Origin of the sequence: Azospirillum baldaniorum, from assembly GCF_003119195.2 — a bacterium.
Taxonomy (GTDB): Bacteria; Pseudomonadota; Alphaproteobacteria; order Azospirillales; family Azospirillaceae; genus Azospirillum; species Azospirillum baldaniorum.
In genome coordinates, this window is the sequence record NZ_CP022253.1 from 1,196,600 (window position 1) to 1,218,226 (window position 21,627).

The 21,627-nt window shown below is 66.5% G+C and carries 24 protein-coding genes; 9 read left to right on the forward strand and 15 right to left on the reverse strand.

Annotated features, from left to right (window positions below; translation table 11 throughout):
- Window positions 1-205 precede the first annotated feature (205 nt).
- Entirely contained in the window at window positions 206-1,393 is a 1,188-nt protein-coding gene (gene nagA / locus Sp245p_RS05530; RefSeq protein ID WP_014241084.1) for an N-acetylglucosamine-6-phosphate deacetylase, read from the reverse strand.
- 494 nt (window positions 1,394-1,887) lie between these two features.
- Here nagA and otsB point away from each other — a divergent pair, with 494 nt between their 5' ends.
- Both otsB and Sp245p_RS05540 read left to right on the forward strand, forming a co-directional pair.
- A complete protein-coding gene (otsB, locus tag Sp245p_RS05535) occupies window positions 1,888-2,712 on the forward strand; it encodes a trehalose-phosphatase (RefSeq protein WP_014241083.1) in 825 nt (274 codons plus the stop codon).
- 106 nt (window positions 2,713-2,818) lie between these two features.
- Window positions 2,819-3,034 (forward strand): hypothetical protein, encoded by a 216-nt coding sequence (locus Sp245p_RS05540; protein ID WP_103041763.1) that lies wholly within the window; start codon window positions 2,819-2,821, stop codon window positions 3,032-3,034.
- Window positions 3,035-3,041: 7 nt separating this feature from the next.
- On the opposite strand, the gene Sp245p_RS05545 is transcribed toward Sp245p_RS05540, so the two are convergent.
- The 5 genes from Sp245p_RS05545 to Sp245p_RS05565 all read right to left on the reverse strand — a co-directional run bounded on the left by Sp245p_RS05545 (window position 3,042) and on the right by Sp245p_RS05565 (window position 8,348).
- On the reverse strand, window positions 3,042-3,758 hold the full coding sequence (locus Sp245p_RS05545; protein WP_014241081.1) for an ABC transporter ATP-binding protein: 717 nt from the start codon (window positions 3,756-3,758) through the stop codon (window positions 3,042-3,044).
- Window positions 3,755-4,501 (reverse strand): ABC transporter ATP-binding protein, encoded by a 747-nt coding sequence (locus Sp245p_RS05550; protein ID WP_014241080.1) that lies wholly within the window; start codon window positions 4,499-4,501, stop codon window positions 3,755-3,757. Before Sp245p_RS05550 ends, Sp245p_RS05545 begins: the two co-directional genes overlap by 4 nt.
- Complete coding sequence (locus tag Sp245p_RS05555) at window positions 4,498-6,339, reverse strand: ABC transporter permease (RefSeq protein WP_014241079.1); 1,842 nt, start codon at window positions 6,337-6,339, stop codon at window positions 4,498-4,500. The genes Sp245p_RS05550 and Sp245p_RS05555 overlap by 4 nt, the downstream gene beginning before the upstream one ends.
- Window positions 6,340-6,504: 165 nt before the next feature.
- On the reverse strand, window positions 6,505-7,749 hold the full coding sequence (locus Sp245p_RS05560; protein WP_014241077.1) for an ABC transporter substrate-binding protein: 1,245 nt from the start codon (window positions 7,747-7,749) through the stop codon (window positions 6,505-6,507).
- Window positions 7,750-7,907: 158 nt separating this feature from the next.
- Entirely contained in the window at window positions 7,908-8,348 is a 441-nt protein-coding gene (locus Sp245p_RS05565) for a MarR family winged helix-turn-helix transcriptional regulator (protein WP_014241076.1), read from the reverse strand.
- An 878-nt stretch (window positions 8,349-9,226) separates the two neighbouring features.
- Between Sp245p_RS05565 and Sp245p_RS05570 the strand changes: the two genes are divergently transcribed.
- Complete coding sequence (locus Sp245p_RS05570; protein WP_014241074.1) at window positions 9,227-10,531, forward strand: outer membrane beta-barrel protein; 1,305 nt, start codon at window positions 9,227-9,229, stop codon at window positions 10,529-10,531.
- Window positions 10,532-10,763: 232 nt separating this feature from the next.
- The gene (locus Sp245p_RS05575) at window positions 10,764-11,336 is read left to right on the forward strand and encodes a polysaccharide biosynthesis/export family protein (RefSeq protein WP_014241071.1); all 573 of its coding nucleotides are present in this window, start codon (window positions 10,764-10,766) and stop codon (window positions 11,334-11,336) included.
- Window positions 11,337-11,500: 164 nt separating this feature from the next.
- Here the strand turns inward: Sp245p_RS05575 and Sp245p_RS05580 are convergent, their stop codons facing one another.
- Window positions 11,501-11,785 (reverse strand): hypothetical protein, encoded by a 285-nt coding sequence (locus tag Sp245p_RS05580; RefSeq protein WP_014241070.1) that lies wholly within the window; start codon window positions 11,783-11,785, stop codon window positions 11,501-11,503.
- Between the two features lie 91 nt (window positions 11,786-11,876).
- Complete coding sequence (locus Sp245p_RS05585; RefSeq protein WP_014241069.1) at window positions 11,877-12,335, reverse strand: hemerythrin family protein; 459 nt, start codon at window positions 12,333-12,335, stop codon at window positions 11,877-11,879.
- Between the two features lie 29 nt (window positions 12,336-12,364).
- Between Sp245p_RS05585 and Sp245p_RS34815 the strand changes: the two genes are divergently transcribed.
- The 3 genes from Sp245p_RS34815 to Sp245p_RS05595 all read left to right on the forward strand — a co-directional run bounded on the left by Sp245p_RS34815 (window position 12,365) and on the right by Sp245p_RS05595 (window position 13,913).
- On the forward strand, window positions 12,365-12,508 hold the full coding sequence (locus Sp245p_RS34815) for a hypothetical protein (protein WP_158310401.1): 144 nt from the start codon (window positions 12,365-12,367) through the stop codon (window positions 12,506-12,508).
- A 329-nt stretch (window positions 12,509-12,837) separates the two neighbouring features.
- Window positions 12,838-13,449 carry a hypothetical protein gene (locus tag Sp245p_RS05590; protein WP_198421067.1) on the forward strand — a complete coding sequence of 204 codons (612 nt, stop codon included), beginning with the start codon at window positions 12,838-12,840 and terminating at the stop codon, window positions 13,447-13,449.
- Between the two features lie 41 nt (window positions 13,450-13,490).
- Window positions 13,491-13,913: a hypothetical protein gene (locus Sp245p_RS05595; protein WP_211101761.1), complete on the forward strand. Its 423-nt coding sequence runs from the start codon at window positions 13,491-13,493 to the stop codon at window positions 13,911-13,913.
- 531 nt (window positions 13,914-14,444) lie between these two features.
- On the opposite strand, the gene Sp245p_RS05600 is transcribed toward Sp245p_RS05595, so the two are convergent.
- From Sp245p_RS05600 to Sp245p_RS05620, 5 genes are all read right to left on the reverse strand, one after another.
- Window positions 14,445-14,765 (reverse strand): hypothetical protein, encoded by a 321-nt coding sequence (locus Sp245p_RS05600; protein ID WP_041811165.1) that lies wholly within the window; start codon window positions 14,763-14,765, stop codon window positions 14,445-14,447.
- A gap of 39 nt (window positions 14,766-14,804) precedes the next feature.
- On the reverse strand, window positions 14,805-15,677 hold the full coding sequence (locus Sp245p_RS05605) for a hypothetical protein (RefSeq protein ID WP_014241064.1): 873 nt from the start codon (window positions 15,675-15,677) through the stop codon (window positions 14,805-14,807).
- Window positions 15,664-16,011, reverse strand: coding sequence for a hypothetical protein (locus Sp245p_RS05610; RefSeq protein WP_014241063.1), 348 nt, complete (start codon window positions 16,009-16,011; stop codon window positions 15,664-15,666). Before Sp245p_RS05610 ends, Sp245p_RS05605 begins: the two co-directional genes overlap by 14 nt.
- The gene (locus Sp245p_RS05615; protein WP_014241062.1) at window positions 16,008-16,727 is read right to left on the reverse strand and encodes a hypothetical protein; all 720 of its coding nucleotides are present in this window, start codon (window positions 16,725-16,727) and stop codon (window positions 16,008-16,010) included. Before Sp245p_RS05615 ends, Sp245p_RS05610 begins: the two co-directional genes overlap by 4 nt.
- Before the next feature lie 161 nt (window positions 16,728-16,888).
- Window positions 16,889-17,914 carry a hypothetical protein gene (locus tag Sp245p_RS05620; protein ID WP_129557156.1) on the reverse strand — a complete coding sequence of 342 codons (1,026 nt, stop codon included), beginning with the start codon at window positions 17,912-17,914 and terminating at the stop codon, window positions 16,889-16,891.
- A 456-nt stretch (window positions 17,915-18,370) separates the two neighbouring features.
- Here Sp245p_RS05620 and Sp245p_RS34820 point away from each other — a divergent pair, with 456 nt between their 5' ends.
- Both Sp245p_RS34820 and Sp245p_RS05625 read left to right on the forward strand, forming a co-directional pair.
- On the forward strand, window positions 18,371-18,532 hold the full coding sequence (locus tag Sp245p_RS34820; protein WP_014241060.1) for a hypothetical protein: 162 nt from the start codon (window positions 18,371-18,373) through the stop codon (window positions 18,530-18,532).
- Window positions 18,533-18,710: 178 nt separating this feature from the next.
- Window positions 18,711-18,992 (forward strand): hypothetical protein, encoded by a 282-nt coding sequence (locus Sp245p_RS05625; RefSeq protein ID WP_041811163.1) that lies wholly within the window; start codon window positions 18,711-18,713, stop codon window positions 18,990-18,992.
- Between the two features lie 49 nt (window positions 18,993-19,041).
- Here the strand turns inward: Sp245p_RS05625 and Sp245p_RS05630 are convergent, their stop codons facing one another.
- Both Sp245p_RS05630 and Sp245p_RS05635 read right to left on the reverse strand, forming a co-directional pair.
- Complete coding sequence (locus Sp245p_RS05630) at window positions 19,042-19,707, reverse strand: recombinase family protein (protein WP_014241059.1); 666 nt, start codon at window positions 19,705-19,707, stop codon at window positions 19,042-19,044.
- A 121-nt stretch (window positions 19,708-19,828) separates the two neighbouring features.
- Window positions 19,829-21,523, reverse strand: a complete 1,695-nt coding sequence (locus Sp245p_RS05635) for a site-specific integrase (protein ID WP_014241058.1) — start codon at window positions 21,521-21,523, stop codon at window positions 19,829-19,831.
- Window positions 21,524-21,627 lie beyond the last annotated feature (104 nt).

Here is a 21,627-nt window from a genome sequence, read left to right on the forward strand (position 1 = left end):
AAAGGGCGGCTCCACCGGGGAGCCGCCCTTTCGTTTGTCCGGATGTCCGGACCCCGGTCACTCGGAAACGGTCTGCCAGAAGAAGAACACGACGGCCAGAACCATCAGGGCGATGTCCATGGGTAACTCTCCTCGATGCTGCGTATGAGGGTCAAAATTCTGCGGCCTCTATACGACAGATTTGCGCGCGCGTGCAGGGGGTGTTTCACGGAACGGCCATTTTGCCGCTGATCCAGGTCGCCCTCACCCGCAGCCTCTCGTCGAGATGCACGAGGTCGGCGGCCAGGCCGGGCCGGATGCGGCCGCGCCGTCCCGCCATGCCCATGAAATCGGCCGGGTAGGCGGAGGCCATGCGCAGCGCCTCGTCCAGCGGGATGCCGACCCGTTCCACGGCGTTGCGCACCGCCGTCGCCATGTCCAGGGCGGAACCGGCCAGTGTGCCGTCGGCGGTGACGCAGCGCCCGTCCTCCACCCGGATCTCCTCGCCGTAGAGCTGGAAATTGCCGGCCGGGTGATCTTCGGGAGCGCCGACCGGCGGCATCGCGTCGGTCACCAGGAACAGCCGGCCGGGGGTCTTCGCCTTCCAGGCCAGACGGACGGAGGCGTCATGGACATGGTGCCCATCGACGATGATCCCGCACCAGACAGCATCGTCCTCCAGCGCGGCCCCGACCATGCCGGGCTCGCGGGAGCCGAGCGGGCTCATGGCGTTGAACAGGTGGGTCACTCCGGTGATGCCGGCGGCGAAGCCGGCCTTGGCCTGCGCCCAGGTGGCGGTGCTGTGGCCAGCGGCGATGCGCAGGCCGGCGGCGGCGAGCCGGCGGATCGGCTCCGGCGGAACCGCCTCCGGCGCCAGCGTGACCAGGGCCGGCAGGCCGGAGAGGCCGCCGAGCAGGGCGAGATCGTCCGCGTCGGGGGGTGCGATGAAGCGCGCGTCATGGACGCCGCGGCGTTCCGGCGCGATGTGCGGGCCTTCCAGATGGATGCCGAGCACGCCGGGCATTCCCTGCGCCAACGCGGCGCGCACCGCGGCGACGGCGACGGCGCGCTTTTCGGCCGAGTCGGTGATGAGGGTGGGCAGCAGGCCGGTGGTGCCGAAGCGGCGGTGCGCCTCGGCGATGCGGCGCAGCGTCGGCAGGTCGGGCGTGTCGTTGAACAGCGCGCCGCCACCGCCATTCACCTGAAGGTCGATGAAGCCGGGGGCGAGGATGCCGCCGCCCAGATCGATCACCGCGGCCTCCGGGGGAATCGCCTCGGGCGCAACGATGGCGGCGATGGCCGGGCCGTCGATCAGCAGGGCGGCACCCGCCAGCACCGAGTCCCCGGTGTGGAGCGTCGCGTTGACGAGCGCCGTCAGCGGCCGGTCGGCAGCGGGGCTGTGTTCATGGCTCAATTCGGCACCCGATGGGCTGCGGCGGGGAATCGGCGGTGGGCCGACAGGAAAACCCGGCGGGGCCTGTGGCGCAAGTGGGCGTCGTGGGGAGGAAAACCCTTCGCTTTGTGCGGATTATGCCGCCGGATTTGTTGGGGTATGGTGTTTGTTAGGGATTGCCAGAAGGGACAGGTTTCTGGCAGAAAAAAGGCCGCTGACGAACAGCGGCCTGAGTTTAGGGAGGAAACGCCCAAGAAGGGCGAAGCAGCCATCTCTTGCTGCGCTGCAAAATTAACAAAGATCTCAGGTGGGTGAAAACCCCGAAGCAATGGCCCCGTGTGGGGCCGTTGCTTTTTCCGGGGTCGCTGTGACCGAAGAGTCACAATCGTATCGGACGCGATAACATCGTTGGTTAACGCATCCGGACCTGATGGCGCGCTTTCCCGTTGTTCCGATCATGCGCCGGCGCGACAGCGCCCACCGACGATGCCCCGGACAACGAAGGAGAGCCGCCAGTGACCGACCAGCAGCCCCCCGCTTCCACCGAAGGCAAGCCGTCGGCGCTCGTCCGGTTCGACGCTTTCGTGGCGATGCTGGGCGACCGGCGGCCCGCCGTCTTCCTCGACTATGACGGGACCCTGACGCCCATCGTGGAGCGGCCCGATCTGGCACTTCTCGACGAGTCCGTGCGCGCGGTGATCCGGCGGCTGGTCGGGCTGTGCCCCGTGGCGGTGGTCAGCGGGCGCGATCTGGAGGATGTGGCCCGCCATGTCGGGATCAACGACCTGATCTACGCCGGCAGCCACGGCTTCGACATCCGCGGCCCCGGCCTGCGCACCCAGATCGGCGAGGAGTATCTGGGCGACCTCGACGCGGCCGAAGCGGACCTGCTGCGGCACCTGCACGGCGTCGAGGGCGCGCTGGTCGAGCGCAAGCGCTTCGCCATCGCCATCCACACCCGCAGGGTGGTCCCGGACCGCAAGGCGTCGGTCGGCGACACGGTGCGGGACGTCGCAGCGGCCTTTCCGAACCTGCGCGTCACCGGTGGCAAGGAGATCCACGAGTTGCGGCCCAACGTCCCCTGGGACAAGGGCAAGGCGGTCCTGTCGCTGCTCGACACCCTGGGGCTGGCGGGCCCGGAGACGCTGCCGCTCTACCTCGGCGACGACGAGACGGACGAGGACGCCTTCCGCGCCCTGGCGGCGTGTGGAGAGGGGCGGGGAGTCGGCATCCGCGTCATGGACCCGCCGGCCCCCAGCGCCGCCGGATGGAGCCTGAAGGACCCCGCGGAAGCCGGTGCCTTTCTCGACCGTCTGGCCGTCTGGCTGGCGGAGGGCTGAACCAGTCCGCCGGTCCCCATCGCTTTTCCGCCGAAAAAGGGGTGGGATGGTCGCCGATCAATCGAGGGGTCCCGCCATGGACATCGGCGCGCTCGGCGCACCGCGAATGCCGTCCCTGCAAGACGTCCAAGCCTCTGCCCTGGCGGGGCTTCAGGGCGCCCAGTCCCGCGCCGACGAGGCGGGGGCGCAGCTCGCCGCCGGCAACCTTGATCCGGCGGTGGTGGTCAGCCTCTCTTCGGCCCAGACCGACTTCGCCGCCAACGTCAAGGTCATGCAGGCCGCGCAGGACAACACCAAGCGCGTCCTCGACATGCTGGTGTGATCCGCCTTCACACTGCCAGATAGGCCCGGCGCACCGTTTCATCCTCCAGCAGCGTCCGCATCGGACCTTCGAAGCGGATCTGCCCCTTCTCGATGACGCTCGCGCGGTCGGCGACCGCGGCGGCGAAGGCGAGATTCTGCTCCGACACGAGGATTGACAGCCCCTCGGCCTTCAGGGCGCGCAGAGCGTCGGCCATCTGCTGCACGATGCGCGGGGCCAGCCCCTCCGACGGTTCGTCGAGCAGCAGGAGCGAAGGGTTGCCCATCAGCGTGCGGGCGAGCGTCAGCATCTGCTGCTCCCCGCCGCTCATCCGCCCGCCGCGGCGGCCCCGCATCTCGGCGAGGTTGGGAAAGAGGGCGTAGAGTCGCTCCGGCGTCCAGTGGGGGGCACCGTCGCGGGGCGGCTGACGGCCGACCTCCAGATTCTCCTCCACCGTCAGGTCGGTGAAGACGCGGCGGTCCTCCGGCACATAGCCGAGACCGAGCCGCGCGATGCGGTGCGGCGGCAGGTTGGAGACCTCGCGCCCGTCGAAGGCCACCGCGCCGGAGCGCCGGTCGAGCAGGCCCATGATCGCCTTCATCGTCGTCGTCTTGCCGGCGCCGTTGCGGCCCATCAGGGCGACCACCTCGCCCCGGCCCACCGCCAGATCGACTCCGGTCAGGATGTGGGCGCGTCCGTACCAGGCCTGAAGCCCGCGAACGCTCAGAAGGGGCTGGCCGGTCATGCCGCACCTCCCAGATAGACGGCCTGCACCCGCGGGTCGGCGCGCACGGCGTCGGGCGTGCCCTCGGCGATCAGCTGGCCGCGGTCGAGCACGATGATGCGGGTGGCGTGGCCGAACACGACGTCCATGTCATGCTCCGTGAACAGAACGGCGAGGCCGCGCTCGCGGACGAGGGACGAGGTCAGCGCCATCAGCTCCTGCCGCTCGCCGGGGGCCATGCCGGCGGTCGGCTCGTCCATCAGCAGGATTTTCGGGTCGCCGGCCAGCGCCATGGCGAGTTCGACGCGCTTCAGGTCGCCATAGGCCAGCACGCCGCAGGGCCGCTCCGCCTGGGCGCCCATGCCGACACGCTCCAGCAGGGCCATCGCCTCGTCGCGGAACCCGGAGGCGGCCGGGGTCCACAGCCCGAACAGGCGCCTGTGGACGGAGAGCAGGACCATCTGCACGTTCTCGCGCACCGTCATCGAGGCGAAGGTGGCGGTGATCTGGAAGGTGCGGCCGACGCCCATCCGCCAGATGCGGCGCGGCGGCAGGCCGACGATGTCCACCCCGTCCAGCCGCACCGTGCCCGCGTCGGGCCGCAGCTGGCCGTTCAGCAGGTTGAAGCAGGTCGTCTTGCCGGCGCCGTTCGGACCGATCAGCGCCAGCACCTCCCCGGCGTCCAGCGCGAAGGACACCCCGCGCACCGCCTGCACGCCGCCGAAGGCGCGCTGGAGATTCTCCACGGCGAGGCGGCGGCTCATGCGTCCCTCCCGCGGGTCCACAGGTCGCGGACGAAGCCGGCGACGCCCTTGGGGAAGGCCAGAACCAGCACCAGGATAATGGTGCCCAGGACCAGCCGCCACCAGTCGGTCCGGCTCATCGCCTCGGTCTCCAGCAGGTGGAACAGGGCGGCACCCACCACCGGGCCGCTCAGCGTCTGGATGCCGCCCATCAGCACCATGACCAGGGCATCCACCGACACCGGCACGGCCATCAGGGTGGGGAAGACGCTGCCCTTGGAAAAGGCGTAGAGACCGCCGGCCAGCCCGGCGGCGGAGCCGGCCAGGGCGAAGCTCAGCCACTGGTGCCGGCGAACGTCGATGCCCACCGATTCGGCGCGCAGCGCGGAATCGCGCCCGGCGCGTAGCGTGTAGCCGAAGGGCGCGAAGGCGGCGCGGCGCAGCAGCAGCAGCGCGCCGCCGGCCATCGCCAGGGTCAGCCAGTAATAGGCCGCCTTGCCCGCCGCCCAGTCCGGCGGCCAGACGCCGAGGATGCCGTTGTCGCCCCCGGTAAACCCGTACCATTGGAAGGTCACCGACCAGACGATCTGCGCGAAGGCCAGCGTGAGCATGGCGAAGTAGAGGCCCGACCGCCGCACGCAGAACCAGCCGGCAACCAGCGCCCCCAGCCCGGCGAGCAGCGGTGCGGCGGCCAGCGCCAGCGGCATGGGTGCTGCGAAATGCTTGACCAGCAGCGCCGCGCCGTAGGCACCGAGCCCGAAATAGGCGGCGTGCCCGAAGGAGACGAGGCCGCCCAGCCCGATCAGCAGATGCAGGCTGGCCGCCAGCAGCGCCAGGATCACCACCTCGGTCAACACGATCAGCGCGTAGTCGCCGGCGACCAGCGGCACCGTCGCCAGCAGGGCGAGCAGCAGGGCGGGCGCCCAGCGCGCGACGTCGGCCGCGGCGATCAGCGGCGGGCCGGGGCTGGCGGCGGTGGGCGGCGCGTCCTCGGCGCGTCCGAGCAGTCCGTAGGGGCGGATGACCAGCACCACCGCCATGAACAGGAAGACCAGGACCAGCGTGATCTGCGGGAAGACCAGGATGCCGAAGGCCTGCAACTGCCCGATCAGCAGCGAGGCGACGAAGGCCCCGGTCAGGCTGCCCATGCCGCCGACCACGACGACCACGAAGGCCTCGACCACGATGGCCATGTCCATGTGCAGGTTCACCGCCTCGCGCGGGACCTGGAGCGCGCCGCCGAGCCCGGCCAGCGCCGATCCCAGGAACAGCACCCCGGTGAACAGCCGCGCCGGATCGACGCCGAGCGCCGAGGCCATGTCGCGATCCTGGGTCGCCGCGCGGACCAGCGTGCCCCAGCGCGTGCGGTTGAACAGCAGCCAGAGCAGCCCCAGCACCAGCGGCCCCAGCCCGATCAGCACGAGGTCGTAGAGGGGGAAGGGCTGGTCGAGGATGTCCACGGAGCCGCGCAGCCCCGGCGCCCGCCGGCCGAGCAGATCCTCCGACCCCCAGATCCAGGAGGCGGCGTCCTGCACCACCAGCACCACGCCGAAGGTGGCGAGAAGCTGGAACAGCTCCGGCGAGCGGTAGAGGCGGCGCAGCAGCCCGACCTCCATCAGCGCGCCGAGCAGCCCGACCGCCAGCGAGGCGGCGGCCACGGCGCCCCAGAAGCCCAGCGGCGTGCTCCCCCAGCGCTCCACCAGCATCCAGCCGAGATAGGCGCCGAGCATGTAGAAGGAGCCGTGCGCGAAATTCACGATCCGCGTCACGCCGAACACGATGGTCAGCCCGGACGACACCAGGAACAGCGTCGCCGCCGTGGCGAGGCCGCTGAGGAATTGCACGAGGTAGAAGGACATCGGCTCTTTTCGGCAGTCTGCGGGAGCGGGGGCTGGCCCCCTCCCTAGCCCTCCCCCGCTTCGCAGGGGAGGGGACTAAATTTCCCTCTCCTGCGAAGCGGGGGAGGGAAGGGGCCCGCGGCGCAGCCGTGGGAAGGGTGGGGGCAAGCGCGGCCCCTCCGCCCTTTACTCCGGACGCATCTTGCGGACGGCCTCGTCGGACGGCAGATAGTCCGCGCCGTCGGCGTAGCGCCAGCCGGTCATCACGCCCTGGCCGTTCTTCACCGTGGTCTTGCCGACATAGGCGCCCATCGTCGCCTGGTGGTCGAGCGCGCGGAAGGTGATCGGGCCGAAGGGGCTGGACAGGGCCAGGCCGGACAACGCGTCCACGACCTTCTCCGCATCGGTGGAGCCGGCCTTTTCCACAGCGGCGGCGATGGCCTTGAAGGTGGCGTAGCCGACGACCGAGCCCTGGCGCGGCGGCTCGTTGAAGCGCTTCACATAGGCCTCGCGGAAGGCCTTGTGCTCCGGCGTGTCGATCTGCTCCTGCGGGTAGCCGGTGACGATCCAGCCCTCCGGCGCCTCGTCCTTCATGGGGTCGAGATATTCCGGCTCGCCGGTCAACAGGCTGACGACGGTGCGGTTGCGGAACAGACCGCGGCCCTCGCCCTCGCGCACGAACTTGGCGAGATCGGCGCCGAAGGTGACGTTGAAGATGGCGTCGGGCTTCGCCGCCGCCAGAGCCTGCACGGTGGGCCCGGCCTCCAGCTTGCCCTGGGCCGGCCACTGCTCGGCAACAAACTCCACATCCGGACGCTTCTCCGACAGGAGCTGGCGGAACCACTGCACCGCCGACTGGCCGTACTCGTAGTTGGGAGCGACGGTGGCCCAGCGCTTGGCCGGCAGCTTCGCCGCCTCCTCGACCAGCATGGCCGCCTGCATGTAGGTGCTGGGGCGCAGGCGGAAGGTGTAGCGGTTGCCCTTGGTCCAGGTGATGGCGTCGGTCAGCGGCTCCGCCGCCACGAAGGGCACCTTGTTGCGCGCGGCGAAGTCCGCCACCGCCAGCCCGACGTGGGAGAAATAGGTGCCGGCCAGCAGCTCGACCTTCTCGTTCGACAGCAGCTCCTGCGCGACGCGCACGGCGTCGTCCGGCTTGCCGGCGTCGTCGCGGGAGACGACCTCCAGCTTGCGCCCGCCGAGCAGGCCGCCCGCCGCGTTCACCTCCTCCACCGCGAGCTGCCAGCCCTGGCGGTAGGGGATCGTGAAAGCCGGCAAGCCGGTGTAGCTGTTGATCTCGCCGACGCGAATCGGCTGGCCGCCCGACTGGGCCGGGGCGGATTGCGCCTGGGCGGCGGGCATCGGCACGGCGATCCAGAAGGCGGCGGCGAGGGCGGCAGCGCCCGGCGCAAGCAGGAGATGGCGGCGGTTCATGGTCGGCGGTATCCCGGCGCGGTGGACGGCTGCGTGGACGCGTGGAGCGGCAGCCTGAACGCAATGTCTGCGTTCATAGCAAACCCACCGCAAAAGTCACCGTTCCGTTGCGCCGCACCACGCCAGTTTTCCGCGGATTGGTGCCGGAACCACCGGCCTCACATCAGGCGGGAGAGGAGCAGGAGGAAGGTCGCCTGCTCCTCCGGGGTCAGCGGGTCGAGCGTGCGGTGATGCGCCTGGGTGGCGTTCTCCAGCAGGGTGTTGACCAGTGATTGGCCGGCGCGGGTCAGGCTGACGCTGGTGCGGCGCCGGTCCTGCGGGTCCGGCTGGCGCTCCACCAGCTTGCGCTCCACAAGGCGCAGGATCACGCCCTGGGTGGTCGCCGGGTCCATGAAGGTCAGCCGTCCGAGTTGGTTCTGCGACAGCGACCCCTCGGTCCGCAGCGTGACCAGGGCGCCCCACTGGGTGGGGGTGAGCTGTGAGTCGCCGATCATGTCCATGAAGATGGACGACGCGCGCTGGTGAGCCCGGCGGAGGCGATAGTGCACCTGCCCAGTCAGCAGGTAATCGTCGGTCGGAGGATGGGCAATCTGATCCATGGGCGCACACGAGCGTTGCGGAGCCGGACCGTTTCCGGTTGCGGCGGGTGTCGGCGGAACACCGTGCGACAGGTTCGGCGCCGATCCCGGGGAATGTTCCCGGGCTTGCGCCAAATGCAGCAGGCTTCGCTTTGAAGCCTAGGGGTGGAAGTCGCAATAGGCAACGCTCGTCGCTGCGGCATAGAGCCACAGTCTAGGCCCTTTGACTATTTAAAGTGCAAAGCACTCGCGAACGAAGATGAGTCGTGTGTTTCAATAATCTTTCCGGGGGACTGACCGGCAATCTGCATATGCGGGTGTGTTTTGGTCATACCAGACGGTTGTCCGCATTTCGATTATGGGTTTTGTTTCGGTGGATAAGTGTTCGGCGGCGGAGTCCTTTCGCGGTCGGATTTCGGAAGGTCGCCGTCCGGGGGTGGGACACTCCCCGGTGTGTAAGGGGGCATCACGACATCGTCGCCGGGATGGCGGGGTGATTTGGGCGGCGGGGGCGTGGTCAGGGGTCTGGTCATGCTTTGGCGCTCTCTCATCGTTCCAAGGTGCGGCTCTGGGGTGCGGCTCTGGACCGCCTTTGCGTGAACGGATGTCGCCGATGGGTGGTTCCCGGGAAGACACGCGTCTCGAATCACGGTCGTATGACCTTAGCTCTAACGATGCGGACGTATGGCAATAGAGCGCGCGTCTGACGCAAGTCTTGTTGCGCCAACAACACAGGCGCGGGCAAAAACCACGGCTGAACGGCTTCACTGTTGCACGGACATCACGCTATGAGTTGTCTTTGCAGCGACTGTCCGCTTCTGCCGGAGCGGCGATTGCACATTCCAAGGCCATTCGGCCGCCCGATACGAGCCACTGATTTCAGCCTTGCGCGGTGACCCATGAAGCCCAGCTCCCTGTCCCTTCTCGCCCTCGCGCTCGCGTCCACCGTGCTGACGGCGCTGCCCGCGGCCACGCCGGTGAGCGCCCAGGAACTGCAGCCCGGTGAAACCGTGCTGGAGCGCCGCCGTCCGGAGGTCGAACAGCTCGGCATCCGCGCCGGATCGTTCCGAATCCTGCCGCGCATCGAAACCGGCCTGACCTATGAAAGCAACGTCTTCGCGACCGAGAGCAACACCCGCGACGACTTCATCTGGGTCACCCAGCCGCGCGTCGACGTGCGTTCGGATTTCAACAACCACGCCCTGAACTTCTCGGCCTCCGGCAACATCGGTCGCTTCTTCGACTACTCGTCGGAGAACTACGCCGATTACCGGGCGCAGGTGGACGGCCGCTACGACATCACCCGCGACAGCTCGGTCAGCGGCCTGCTGTTCAGCCGCCGCGACCATGAGGGGCGGTCCGACCCGAACTTCGACGTGTCGCTGGCCACCGGCACCGTGGTGCCGCGCTTCGCGGAACCGGTGAACTACTTCACCCATGGCGGCGAGGCGTCGTTCAATCAGCGCTTCAACCGCCTGCGCGTCCGCCTGACCGGCGGGGCCCAGTACACCTCCTACCAGGACGCCGAACTGACCAGCGGGCGGACGGAGTCGCAGGAGGACCGCGACCGCTGGAGCTACACGGGCACCGCCCGCGCCGGCTACGAGTTCATCCAGGGCTACGAGGCCTTCGTCCAGGGCTCCTACAACTGGACCCGGTACCGGCTGACCCCGGATTTCGGCGGCGTCAACCGCGACTCGGACGGCTACGAGGTCGTCGGCGGCCTGTCCACCGACCTGACCGGCCTCATCAACGGCGAGATCTATGCCGGCTATCTGAGCCGGACCTACGACGATCCGACGCTGAAGGATTTCGGCGGTCTGGCCTTGGGCGGCCGCCTGAACTGGTCGGTGACCCAGCTCACCTCGGTCACCGGCTCGCTCAGCCGTCAGGTCCGCGAATCGACCTACGCCCGCGGCAGCCAGATCGCGTCGAGCTACAACCGCACCGTCGCCGCGGTCGGCGTGGATCACGAGCTTCTGCGCACCCTGCTGCTGAACGCCCGCGTCCAGTGGCGCCAGGACGACTTCAACGGCGTGGACCGCACCGACGACGTCTACACGCTGGGGGCCGGTGCCAGCTACCAGCTCAGCCGCTATGTTTTCGTGAATGGCGGTTATACTTACGAAAAGCGTAACTCGAACCTCAGTGGCTTCGATTACTCCGACAATCTGGTCTATCTGCGCGTCGGCGCTCAGATGTAATCAGATCGTCCAGAGACTGTGCGAAGGGGCGTCCATCTGCCGATGGGCGCCCCTTTTGCATTTCCGCCTATACGGTGACGCGAATCCTTTTCCTCCGTTGGCGTTACTTCCTCTCCACTTTTTCCCAAGCGCGTGCGAGTTGCTAGTCTCCCTCCGTGACCGCTCAGGGTTCGGCCGCTCCATCCGCGGGTGGCTGGATCCGATGTCCTCACGAGCCATGGAAGGGTAAGGGATGAATCGACGTAACGTGTTCCGCGCGCTCGGAATGACCGTGGTCGCCGCCGCGATGGTCGGCTGCGCCGGTGGCCAGGATGCCCCTCTCGAACCGCCGGGCGTCGCCCAGATGACGGATTACCGCCTGGGGGCCGGCGACGCGCTGCGCGTCATCGTCTTTGGCGAGGAGCAGCTCTCTGGTGAATTCCGCGTCGACGGTTCGGGCAAGGTCGCCATGCCGCTGATCGGCGAGGTGAACGCCCGCGGCCACACCCCGCGCGAGCTGGAGGCCGACATTTCCAAGCGCCTGTCGCAGGGCTATGTCCGCGACGCCAAGGTCAGCGTCGAGGTGCTGAACCACCGGCCCTTTTTCATCCTGGGCGAGGTCCGCAACCCCGGCCAGTACCAGTATGTGAACGGCATGACCGCCCTGTCCGCGGTGGCGATGGCCGGCGGCTACACCTACCGCGCCAAGGAGGACTACGTCCTGATCACGCGCGGGGCCGATCCCAAGAAGGAACTGCGCCGCGCTCCGATCACCACCCCGGTGATGCCCGACGACGTGCTGCGCGTGCCGGAGCGCTACTTCTGATCGGCGACCGGTTCCGAACACTCGCCAGACGGTCCATCAGACGGCCCATTTGTTTCGGAAAACTGGGGCAGGCGCCCCGCCACCATTCGACGCCATGACGATGTCCCTCTTCCTGCCGGGAAGAGGGACATTTTTTTGCGCGGCAGTCCTTCCCGCCGCGGCGGTCATCCGTCGTCGCGGGTGCCCTCGCCGTAGGGAAGATCGCCTTTGCGGAAAGCGTCGGCACCCTTGGAATGGCCCGAGGGCGCGCGGGCCTCGGGAGGGGCGGGATCATGGTCGCTGGCGGCGGGAGGCGGTCGGGTGCCCGCGGCCTCGTCGTCGGTGCCCAGCGGGGCCGCAGCGGGGTCGGCGGCGGGGATCTTGTCGCCGGTCAAACCCTTGTCGATGGCGTCGCGCAGGCGCTGCGCCCCGGCGTTGGGCTTGGCGTCGGGAATGTCGGACGTTGTCATAAAGAAGCCTGGATCGGTTGCGGGAAGGGATCGTTCCTTCTCCAACCGGCGCCCGCAGGCACAGTTCCCCGGACGGCCTGGCACGGCCGTCTCAGGAGCGCAGGGCGTCCCGGTCGGCCTCGTCCAGGCTGTCCAGCCATTCGTCCATGGAAATCATCAGCGGCTCGTCGCCGGTGCGCCGGGCGGCTTCCACCAGCTCGGTGTCGGCGGTGTTGGAGTGCACGATGAACCACAGCATCAGCCGATTCGCATCGTCGCCGGTCAGCGGATCGCCGCGCTCGGCGGTCTTGATCAACGCATCGATGCTGGCAAGGTAGCTTCGGTGGGCCTGCTCGTGCCGCTCCCGCCGTTCCGGGGCCAGAACGGCCATCTCCACCGTCTCCGTGGCGAAATGCTCCGCCACCTCGTGCCGAAGCGCGGTGAGTTCCGCCAGCCCGGCCGGACCGCCCGCGGTCATCGCCGTGAGGAGGTCGAGGATGCCGCCGTGCTCCGCGTCGATGACGCCGGAACCAGTGGGGATCAGGGAGCCGTTTTGGAGGGTGTGCGTCATGACTTTTCGGGACCGCAGGGTCCGGGACGATGGGCGATATGGTTGTGGGACGCGTGACGCATGTGCAGGTCTGGACCCCGGCGGCCGGAAACCTCTGCGCCATCGGCATCCCGATGGATGACGTGAGCCATGACGCGAACCGCTGCGGCGCGTCGATGATTGCCATTTCGTAGAGTTTGCGCAATGTCGTTGTGAGAAAAATCCAATCCTCCGTCCATGCGAGGCGGATGTGGCCGGAGAGGCCGACGGCCCGTTTCACGGCGCCGAAGCCGCGCTTCATGGTGATTCGGCTGGTGACGGTAAGCCGAGGCGGGGTGCTTGCGAGCACTGGCGGCAATTGTGCCGCAATGGTCAGGTTGCTCAATGAGGGGTGATCTTTGTGCCGGCCGCTACGCCCGTATGGCGTCATGCTGAACGGCATCGACAACCCATAGGGCATCGTTGACAACCTAAAATTATTACAACACACTCGGGATAATTACCACATTCGGAGTGCATCGTTATGATGCGAAGGCTTTCAGTCGTTGTCGTGTTTGCCCTCTCAGTTGCGGCCTGCGGACCTGAAATGCCGCCCCTCAACTTTTCCGTTCCGAATGTTGGTCCTTCGCAGACGAAGTTGGACGCAGAGGTAAAATCCATTACCGTTTCCGTCGCCCGTCCGGATGAGGCCACGGGGAAGTTGGCGTTCGGCGTCGAGACGTCGGCCCCACTGTGGAAAACCTCTCTCGAAGAGGCCTTAACCAAGATGGCCATCTTCAAGGATGATGCCCCAAAGAAAGTCTCAGTAGCGGTAAAGGTGCTGAAGCTTGACTTGCCTGATTTTGGCGGCACGTTCACTACGGAAACAGCAGCGCGATATGAGATAATAGACCGGTCTGACGGATCAGTCATATTCACCACTGATGTGAACAGCAAGGGCGAGGTTACGCTTGACTATGCTTTTGTTGGCATGGTTCGGGCGCGGGAGAGTATCAACAGATCTGTCCAGAACAACATTCTCCAGTTCCTTCAGCAAGTGGAGACCGTCAGGATCGATCGGCCAATGTTTCCCGTGGCCAGGGCGCCGGCAAGCCTACCGGCTACGATCAGCGCGAAGGGAGCGCCAACGTCGTGAAGCCATGCCGCCCCCGTCTGCTCCTTGCCACAGGTGCATTTGTGGCCCTGTCCGCATGCGCGCCTGACATCTCGCCAAGCAGCTATGCTGTGGGTTCGGTGGGGCAGGTCAACAGAACCGTACGGGGAGTTGTGATCAGCGCCCGCCCGGTTGCCATCGGTGGCACGCAATCCGGTGTTGGGGCCGGGGCCGGAGCTGTCGCCGGTGGCGCTGCTGGATCGGCTATAGGCAGTGGCGTCAGAGCCAACATTGCGGGGGCGGTTGGCGGCGCTCTTGTCGGCGGTATTATTGGGGCAATGGCCGAAAATGCCGTCACCCGTCAGAGCGGCACGGAGTACGTCGTTCAAACCGAGAACAGTGCGCTCCTGACCGTTGTGCAGGGCGGCGGCCAAGAATTGAGCGTCAATCAAAAAGTCCTGGTGATCTATGGTTCCCAATCCAGAATCATAGCCGACCCAAGCTGAGCAATTGAGCGCAACCTGGAGGGGGCTAGGCATGCCCCCTCCAGGTTTCGACGACCCAAAGCAACCGAACGCCTCGCGGTTGATCGCCCGTTTGGTGAAACGGAACATGAGGTCATCGGGTCAGCGGCACAGACGATCGCAGTGACCAGCGCACATGCGCCAGAAGCAATTCGCCATGGCACACCTCTGTGTGCCTGTTCCTTGCTTGGATTCTTGCGCGACTCTTCGGAACGAGCCACCGCGCCTGGGATGTGTCGTCGAGCCCGGGAACTGCCAGGCGATCGCGACGCCCTTGAAAGACATGAAGGAAGAGGGGTGGTGCCGGTTGCAGGGCTCGAACCCGCAAGCCAGAAAGCTCTATGATATCAATGGCTTAGAGGGTGACTGATTCATCGTGTGGACTGTTGCCGTGGACCGTTGCAGATTTGCCATGATTGCCGATTCGCCGGGCTTGCGCAACATCGTTGGGGGAGGAGGCCCTCCTCCCCCAAACGCCACGCCCGGTCCTGATGGGCGAGGGGTGGTGAGCGGTCACGGGCAGGTGTAGTGCGCGGTCCAGGTCAGGAAGTCGCCAATGACATTATGGGCCGGCGTGCTGTAGACGGACAGGATCGTCGGCTCGGACGCGCAGAACTCCCGGATGTTTCGCAGGGCGTAGCGCCGGGAGTCCTCGTCCGACGTTTCGCCTACGTCCGTGGAGCCGTGAATCGTCCACACCGCCTTGCCGTCCTGCTCGCCGGTGACATAAGGCCGGGAGTAATGAGACGATAACGTGCAGGCGGTGAGCAGGAGAACGACAGGCAAAGCGCGAAAAGCGAAAGGCATGATTCCACCCATTTCGGTTGTGCCCATACGCTCGCCGCGCAATTTCCCGTCGTCAAGCTCATCCGTTCAGTACCCGCCGCGCAGCAAGCCGCCGGGCCGCATCTGCCGGCGCATCTCGTCGGAGACGACGGCGCGCACGCTGTTCTCCACCTGTCTGCCGATCTGCGCCGCAAGCTCCTGGTCGGCGACGGCGTTGCCGCTGGCGTGGCCCTCGACCCTGATGTCGTTGTTCACGGTGATGCTCGTCCCGCTGGTCGCCGTGGCGGCCTTCAGGATGCTGTCGGCGTTGTCCATCTGCTCCGGGGTGAAGATGCCCTCGCCGCGCTTGGCGATCACCGGCACCTCGCCGCGCAGCAGCCCGCCGGTGTGGAACTTCGGGGCGCCGGCGAACAGGCTCATGGGCACGGAGCGCGACGGCACCCCGCCAGCGCCGACGAAACCGCCCTCGTGATAGATGAAGCCGGTTCCGGGGCCGATTGCAGCCGCTCCAGTGGCCGCTGATGCGCTTGCGGTCGGGCCGATGCCCATCCACCCCATCGCGGCCAGGGCGGCTTGCTGGACCATCCAGCGCGCGAAGAAGTCGGCGAGCATCTTGCTCATGTTGCCGATCATGGAGCGGAACCCGTCGCCGATGCGCGCTTGGCCGGTCAGGATTGACGACACGCCGCCGGCGAACTCGTCGGTGAAGCTGCGGATGCCCTCGGCGCGGCTGAGCTGGAGGCGCTCCTCGGCGCCGAGGCTGCGATCCACGCCGCGGGCGGTCTCGCGCTGCTGACGCTGATGCGCGGCGGCCAGGATGCCCTCGCGCTCCTTGGCGCGGAGTTCGCCCAAGCGGTCGATCTCCTGATCGGTGAGCGTGTCGTCGCCCCCGGCGAGGGACTTCTCCAGTCGGGCGCGCAGCGTGTCCAGCTCGGCTTGGTCAGACTTAGCGAGCGGCATTGGGGGCCTCCTTCGTGAGCGAAGCGAGGGCCACTTTTCCGGCGGCCTCGGCGTCGGTGAGGAAACGCTCCACGTCCGCGTCGATGCGGGCGCAGATGGCCACCCATTCGGCGTCGGACACGGTGCGGCGGATGTCCTGCTCGTAGGCGCGGCGTAGCTTGTCGGCCTGGAGATCGTCGCCGAGACCGGCGACAATGCCCTTGCAGATTTGGCTGATGCGCTGCTTAGACAGGCCGTACGGAATGGCGAGCGCGGTGAGCGGAACGAAGGCGTAGCGGGCGCGGCAGGCGCGGAGGAGGGCGCGTTCGTAGGCCGGCATGGGACGCTTGGTCATTGCGCCAACTCCCGCAGCTTCGCCGAGATGGTACTCATGCGGGCGACCGCGGCGGTCGCGGCGGCCTCGGCCTCGGAGAACTCGGCGATCAAGCCCGGCAGGACGCGGCCGAGGTCGCGCTGGAACTTCAGCCCGGCGAGGCGATGGGCGGTTTCGGGGGCGTCGATGCGGGTGAGAGCGCCCTCCAGGTCGGTGATGGCCTTCGCGGCAATCCCACGGGTCTTCTCGATGGTGGTGAGCGCCTTCTCGTGGTCGCTCATGGCGGCCAGTATCGGGGCGCGGTCCAAGCCCTCGGTGCGATCGACCCATCGGGCGAGTGTGTCGGCGTCCTTCAGGGCACGGGAAGCCGGCGGTTGCTCGGCGGACAGGGTACGAGCCTGTTCAACGTACGCCGCGATAACGGCGCGGTCATTCGCCATGTCCGCCGGCATGTCCGCCAGCTTCGCCGCATCCTGCACCAGTGCCTTGAGGTCGGAGGCGCGCTTGGTAAGGCCCGTGCCGAAGGCGACCAGCTCGGCCGTGGCTTCCTGCACGATGCCAGCCAGCGCGGCGGCGGCCTCGGCCGGGGTCAGGGCCGCGGTGTCAGGGACGCGCACGCGCCAGCTCGCAATCTGCGAGCTGGCGACGGGATGCAGGCTGACGCCACCGACGAACGGGCACTCAAAATGGAAGTGAGCGTCGAGGGTGCCAATGATCGGAGATTTCGCGAAGTGCACTGTCCGCTCCAGGGTAATGGTCCTGGAGCGGATCTTAGGTGGTATCATTGGACAATGTCAAACCGCCTGCAGAAACCGCAAGAATAATCCCGAGCAAACGCCAAGTATAACCGAAATATACAAGCGCTAACTGCGCAAATTATGTTTTGGAGCGTCGCTTTTCAATTTTGTCGTCCAACAAGATTTGCTGGATTTTCCTGCGAGTCCTGCTCAGGCTCGAGGCCGAGCATGGTCATGAGCTGGCGGCGAAGGTCGTCCTCGGTGACCGGGACCGGCAGGGGCGGCAGATCGACCGCGCTGGCGGCGATTTCCGGGGCCGTGGATTCGGTCTGAGCTTCGGGGGTGGGGATGGGGGCCTGAATGGCTTGAGGGCGCTCCTGCGAGTCCTGACGGGCCGCCTGATACTCGGTCATCTGCCGGTCGATCTCGTCCATGAACTGCTTTCGCAACTCGGCCTCGGTCATGCCGGCGTAGGGGCCGGTTTCGATGATCCGCGAGCCGGGGACGGCGGGAGGCGTGATGTCCATGGCGCCGGTGCGGATCAGCCGGCGGAAGTCCTGTGTGCGGTGAGTGGTGCCGCCGTCCTCGACTTGGTTGCGAACGTGATAGCCGAACTGGCCCTTGATCCCACCGGGAGAGCCGTTGTGATCGCCGAGGTCGGTGACGTAGCCGTGCTTGTTCAGCCGGGCGCGGGTGGCGTCCATAATGCGGCTGTCGGGCAGGGCGACGGAGAGATGGATGTGCTCGCGGACGCCAGTCCGGGCGCGGGTCGGCACGCTGGTCCACTCGGCATAGAAGGGCTTGCCGGGGTAGGCGCGCTTGAAGGCCGTCCGGATCGTGTTCACGAGCTTGTCGTGCTCGGAGATCGGGTAGCCGCGGACATCCAGCTTGAACCAGATCAGGCGGTGCTGAGCCGCGACAGCTTCCGCGGCTTGGACAACCTCGACCGGGGCGTCATGCCATTTCTTCTTCCGCTTCTTCTTCCAGGCATCCCGGTTAGTGCCGGCTTCGCCGGCACCCATGTCGCTGGTCTGGGAGGTGGCGGGAGAGGAGACGGAATGGTGGCCTTTCGGCGAAATCTTTCGCTGGGCCTTGCGCCGTGCGGGTTTCGGGCCGGTCGAAAAAGAGCGTTTGTGTGAAGTTGAGGCGGTCGTCGTGACCGGGGTTCTATGGGCCTTCTCAGGCATGGCTATACGCTCTCCGCGGTTAGGGGGAGCGCAGGGGACTTGTGCGACAACAGTCCAGGCGGTAGAATCCGCGATAACATCATCTCGGTGGTGTCGCAGCGTGGCACCGCTGCGCGGACGATGGCGGCCCGGCAAGGCCGCCATTTCCATTTGCACCCTATCGCATTTGAGCCGAATCCGGCAAGCGCCCGGTGCAGCGCCGCGCCACCGGCCAGTGCGCGCCTGCGCGTTGACCTATTCCGAACGCCGCACAATGAGACGAAGGGAACCGCCCGCGGCATGGCGCGCTTTTTTTCTTGGCTCTGTTGGTCAGATCAAAGACTAAGTAAGCATTAGCTTCAATAAGTAATCGCTTATTTAAGCAAAAATAGCGCAATTGCGCTAATATTCCTTGATGATAATCCATCGAAAGAAGTAACTCTTTGGCGCAACATTGCGACAAGGAGTTCTATAACCATGGCTGAGTACGTGATCCGAGTGCGCGACGACAGCCTTGACGATCTGAGCCTTGCGGAGCGCGTCGAGTTCTTCTTGCTGCGGCTCCAGGAGGGCGTTCAGCCGATGGCCGGCGCGGAGTTGCTGAGCGCCGATGGCGTGGCCGTCGAGGCGTTGACCTAGGCCGCGGTCAACGGGCCGGTCAACATGGTGGTGATGAGGGGCGCGGTCGTCTGGCCGCGCCCTTCGTCGTTCTGGGAATAGCAAGGAACCTGTGGATTAACCGGCTCGTGGCATCGTCCGATCTTCTGTCCGTTCAAGGGTTGCGTTAGGGTGTTCTCCGCATCCAAGGAGTTCAGCCATGAGTGAACAGGTCGCTCGCCGGTTTGTCGTCGTTGCGAAGCAGCGTATTTCACCGCGCACGGAACACGACGTCGGCGGGTTCGCTACGCGCACCGCGGTGTTCGAGGGCAACGTGACAATCGCCGAGATCGTTGATTGGGCGATTCCATACAGTTTTAGCGTCGGAACCCAAATCGAAGTGTTTGAGGATGAGATGACGCAGGTTAAGCGGAAGGGAGCAACTGAATCCCTAATGGATGACATTATGACTGGGCTGTCCGACGAAGATCGAAGCCTCTGAGGTTCAAAAAATGCAATGAAGGGCGCCCGTCGAGGCGCCCTTCGTCTGTTTAGCCTTCGAGCATGTTCTTGATGCTGGTCGCCGCATAGGGCTTGCCATTGACGTTCAAGAAGCCGAGGGCGGCAAGCTCCTCGCTAATCTGGCGGAGGGAGCGGGCCTTGCCGGTCTTGGGGCTCTTCCGCGCCAGACGCCTCGCCTCCTTCACCAGCTTCGGGTTCTGCTCGGCGTGACTCTTGCGGCCCTCGCACTTCCCGCTCTTTGCCTTCGCCTGCTCCCTGCCGTGCTTGAGCTTCTGGACGAGCTTCGCTTTCTCGTACTGGGAGAAAGCGCCAGCGATCTGGCGCATCATCACCTTGCTCGGGTCGGACTCGTCAGTGAGGTCTTGTCCGGATGCCGTCACCACGCGAATGCCGCGCTTGACCAGCAGCATCACGCCCATCTCCTGGGCGATCATCCCGCGGGCGAACCGGCTGGCATCCTCAACGATGATGAGGCCGATGCCGTCCTGGGCGGCCTGCTCCAGCATCGCAGCGAAGCCGTCGCGGGTTTCAATCGGGTCGGCGCCGCTCACCGCCGCGTCCCAATAGCACGCCACCACGTTGATGCCGGTGCGCGAGGCATAGCCCATCACCGCATCGTTCTGGCGGAAGGCGCTATCGCCCTCGACGTTCGCCGCGCTGGAGGTTCGGAGATACGCAAGGGCGTTGGCGGTCATTTGGGCCTCTGTCGACTGGCGTTCTATGGGCCTCATTATGAGACGCAGAGCGGGTTCCGTCCAGCTTTCTGTATAGCTTTCTTGAGAAAAATATACAGCCGGACCGGCATGAGCGCGAGGTCTAGCGCTTCGCGATGAGCGCCGCGTCGATGCCGGCATACTGGATGCTGTCGATGGCGGCTTTGAGGTCCGGCAGGTCGGCGCCCTTGCTGTAGCGCCCTCTCTCGCCAGACACCTCATGGCCCGACAGTGCGCTGATGATGTCGGGGTGGACCTTCGCCCGGACCAGCGCCGTGATGGCGCTGTGCCGAAGGCTATGGTAGTCCACGCCGTCGAGGCCCACGGCCTTCCGGTAGCGCCCGAACCGCTTGCTGAAGGCGAAACCGAACCGCTGGGCGATGCCGCCGGGTTCCAGCTCGGGCCAGAGCATCACATCGTCCCTGCGGCGGCGCTCGGTGACATACTCCTTGAACCCGAGGTCGAGCGCGATGCGATGGACCGGCACCTTGCGCACGGCGGCCAGCGACTTGAGCCGCCGACCGGGCGCCTTCCCGTCGCCGTCGCCGTCGGTGTCGTCGGCGTGGATGTCGAGATAGGTCACGCCGTCCTCCTCCTTCACGTCCTCGACGCGGAGCTGGGCCAGTTCCTCCAGACGGCAGGGATGGAAGAGGCCGAGCACAGGGAGCCACCAATCGGCATCGCGCACGATGAAGGCGCCCGGCTCGCTGCGCCTGGCCGTGCTCTTGCAGCCGGCGTAGATCGGGCTGGAGAACAGCGTGCGGAGCTGGTCGGCGCTCCAGGCGTCGCGCTCGGCGTTGCGGCGCACGGTGCGCTTGGGCGCTTTGTAGACGGCGCTGGCGATGTTCTCGGTGACGAACCCCTGCGCAACAGCCCAGCCGAAGAAGCTGGACACCAAGTTCGCATATTTCTTCACCGTCTTGGCCGCGAGCGTCTCCAGCGACGGGTCGGCCTTCGTCATCGCCACCAGGTCAGCGAGCGACTTCCCTTTGAAGGCGGGCTTCTTGCTGCGATGGGCGGGGAGGGCCTGAAGCATCGCGACGAACGCGGACACGTCCTGCCTGGCGTAGCGGTCCAGCCGCCGGTCGCCGGCTGATTCGGAGAACAGGGTGAGCGCCTGCTCGGCATCGTGGGCCATGGACGGGCGCCATGCGCCGGCTTTGATCCTCTCCGCAGAGAACCGCGCCCATGCATCGGTGAGCTTCGGCGCTTGCTTGCCGCTGGAGGCCGCCGCCGACCGGAATGCTTCATCAGCGGGAGCGAAGCCAAAATCACCCGCTGCACGCGCGCCAAGCGTTTCCGCTGCGGCTACAGCGCCGCGCAGCACAAGCCGGCGGAAGGTCTGACCTACCTCGGACGCTGGATCAGCAACGATGCCGTGTTGGTCAAGAAGGCGGTAGGCCAGCGCGTCCGCCATGCTGGTGTCATTGCTGGCAAGAGCAAGGCGGATCTTCTCAATCGTTCCTTTGTTCGATTCGATGCGGGCGAGCGCCTCCTCACGAGTCTTCTTGACGGACCCAAGGGAGCGCTCGCCATCAGCCACGGTATCGGCGACCCACTCTTGAACGATGCGGATGGCGTCGGCGGCGGTTAGGTCGCGGTTGGTGCGCATTTGCGAGAACAGTTCATCGGACGTGACGGCGAGCGCGCGGGCCTTCTGAATAGCCTGGTCGTGCGGCAGTGAGCCGAGAGATTGCACCAGCTCGCGCTGGCCGCCAAAGCGATCAATGAGGTCCAGAGGGATTCGGCGACGGAAAATCCGGCGGCCAGCGCGGACGCGCAGGAAGCGATTCGACATGGCACACTCTATGGTGTGTCCGTCCGGCTACATTCCTCGCGTGGACTCGCCGCGTGGACCTTCGGCATGGACAACCCCGCCTGGGGCTGGTGCCGCGTCCAGAA

Excerpts from the sequence above, each read along its gene's own strand:
- Sp245p_RS05605 (WP_014241064.1), bottom strand. The coding sequence starts at position 15,677 with ATGCCGCTCGCTAAGTCTGACCAAGCCGAGCTGGACACGCTGCGCGCC.
- Sp245p_RS05625 (WP_041811163.1), top strand. The coding sequence starts at position 18,711 with ATGAGTGAACAGGTCGCTCGCCGGTTTGTCGTCGTTGCGAAGCAGCGT.
- Sp245p_RS05565 (WP_014241076.1), bottom strand. The coding sequence starts at position 8,348 with ATGGATCAGATTGCCCATCCTCCGACCGACGATTACCTGCTGACTGGG.
- Sp245p_RS05610 (WP_014241063.1), bottom strand. The coding sequence starts at position 16,011 with ATGACCAAGCGTCCCATGCCGGCCTACGAACGCGCCCTCCTCCGCGCC.
- Sp245p_RS05560 (WP_014241077.1), bottom strand. The coding sequence starts at position 7,749 with ATGAACCGCCGCCATCTCCTGCTTGCGCCGGGCGCTGCCGCCCTCGCC.
- Sp245p_RS05590 (WP_198421067.1), top strand. The coding sequence starts at position 12,838 with ATGATGCGAAGGCTTTCAGTCGTTGTCGTGTTTGCCCTCTCAGTTGCG.
- Sp245p_RS05575 (WP_014241071.1), top strand. The coding sequence starts at position 10,764 with ATGAATCGACGTAACGTGTTCCGCGCGCTCGGAATGACCGTGGTCGCC.
- Sp245p_RS05620 (WP_129557156.1), bottom strand. The coding sequence starts at position 17,914 with ATGCCTGAGAAGGCCCATAGAACCCCGGTCACGACGACCGCCTCAACT.
- Sp245p_RS34820 (WP_014241060.1), top strand. The coding sequence starts at position 18,371 with ATGGCTGAGTACGTGATCCGAGTGCGCGACGACAGCCTTGACGATCTG.
- Sp245p_RS05545 (WP_014241081.1), bottom strand. The coding sequence starts at position 3,758 with ATGACCGGCCAGCCCCTTCTGAGCGTTCGCGGGCTTCAGGCCTGGTAC.
- Sp245p_RS05580 (WP_014241070.1), bottom strand. The coding sequence starts at position 11,785 with ATGACAACGTCCGACATTCCCGACGCCAAGCCCAACGCCGGGGCGCAG.
- Sp245p_RS05630 (WP_014241059.1), bottom strand. The coding sequence starts at position 19,707 with ATGACCGCCAACGCCCTTGCGTATCTCCGAACCTCCAGCGCGGCGAAC.
- Sp245p_RS05555 (WP_014241079.1), bottom strand. The coding sequence starts at position 6,339 with ATGTCCTTCTACCTCGTGCAATTCCTCAGCGGCCTCGCCACGGCGGCG.
- Sp245p_RS05570 (WP_014241074.1), top strand. The coding sequence starts at position 9,227 with ATGAAGCCCAGCTCCCTGTCCCTTCTCGCCCTCGCGCTCGCGTCCACC.
- Sp245p_RS05585 (WP_014241069.1), bottom strand. The coding sequence starts at position 12,335 with ATGACGCACACCCTCCAAAACGGCTCCCTGATCCCCACTGGTTCCGGC.
- Sp245p_RS05635 (WP_014241058.1), bottom strand. The coding sequence starts at position 21,523 with ATGTCGAATCGCTTCCTGCGCGTCCGCGCTGGCCGCCGGATTTTCCGT.
- Sp245p_RS34815 (WP_158310401.1), top strand. The coding sequence starts at position 12,365 with ATGGGCGATATGGTTGTGGGACGCGTGACGCATGTGCAGGTCTGGACC.
- Sp245p_RS05600 (WP_041811165.1), bottom strand. The coding sequence starts at position 14,765 with ATGGGCACAACCGAAATGGGTGGAATCATGCCTTTCGCTTTTCGCGCT.
- Sp245p_RS05550 (WP_014241080.1), bottom strand. The coding sequence starts at position 4,501 with ATGAGCCGCCGCCTCGCCGTGGAGAATCTCCAGCGCGCCTTCGGCGGC.
- Sp245p_RS05540 (WP_103041763.1), top strand. The coding sequence starts at position 2,819 with ATGCCGTCCCTGCAAGACGTCCAAGCCTCTGCCCTGGCGGGGCTTCAG.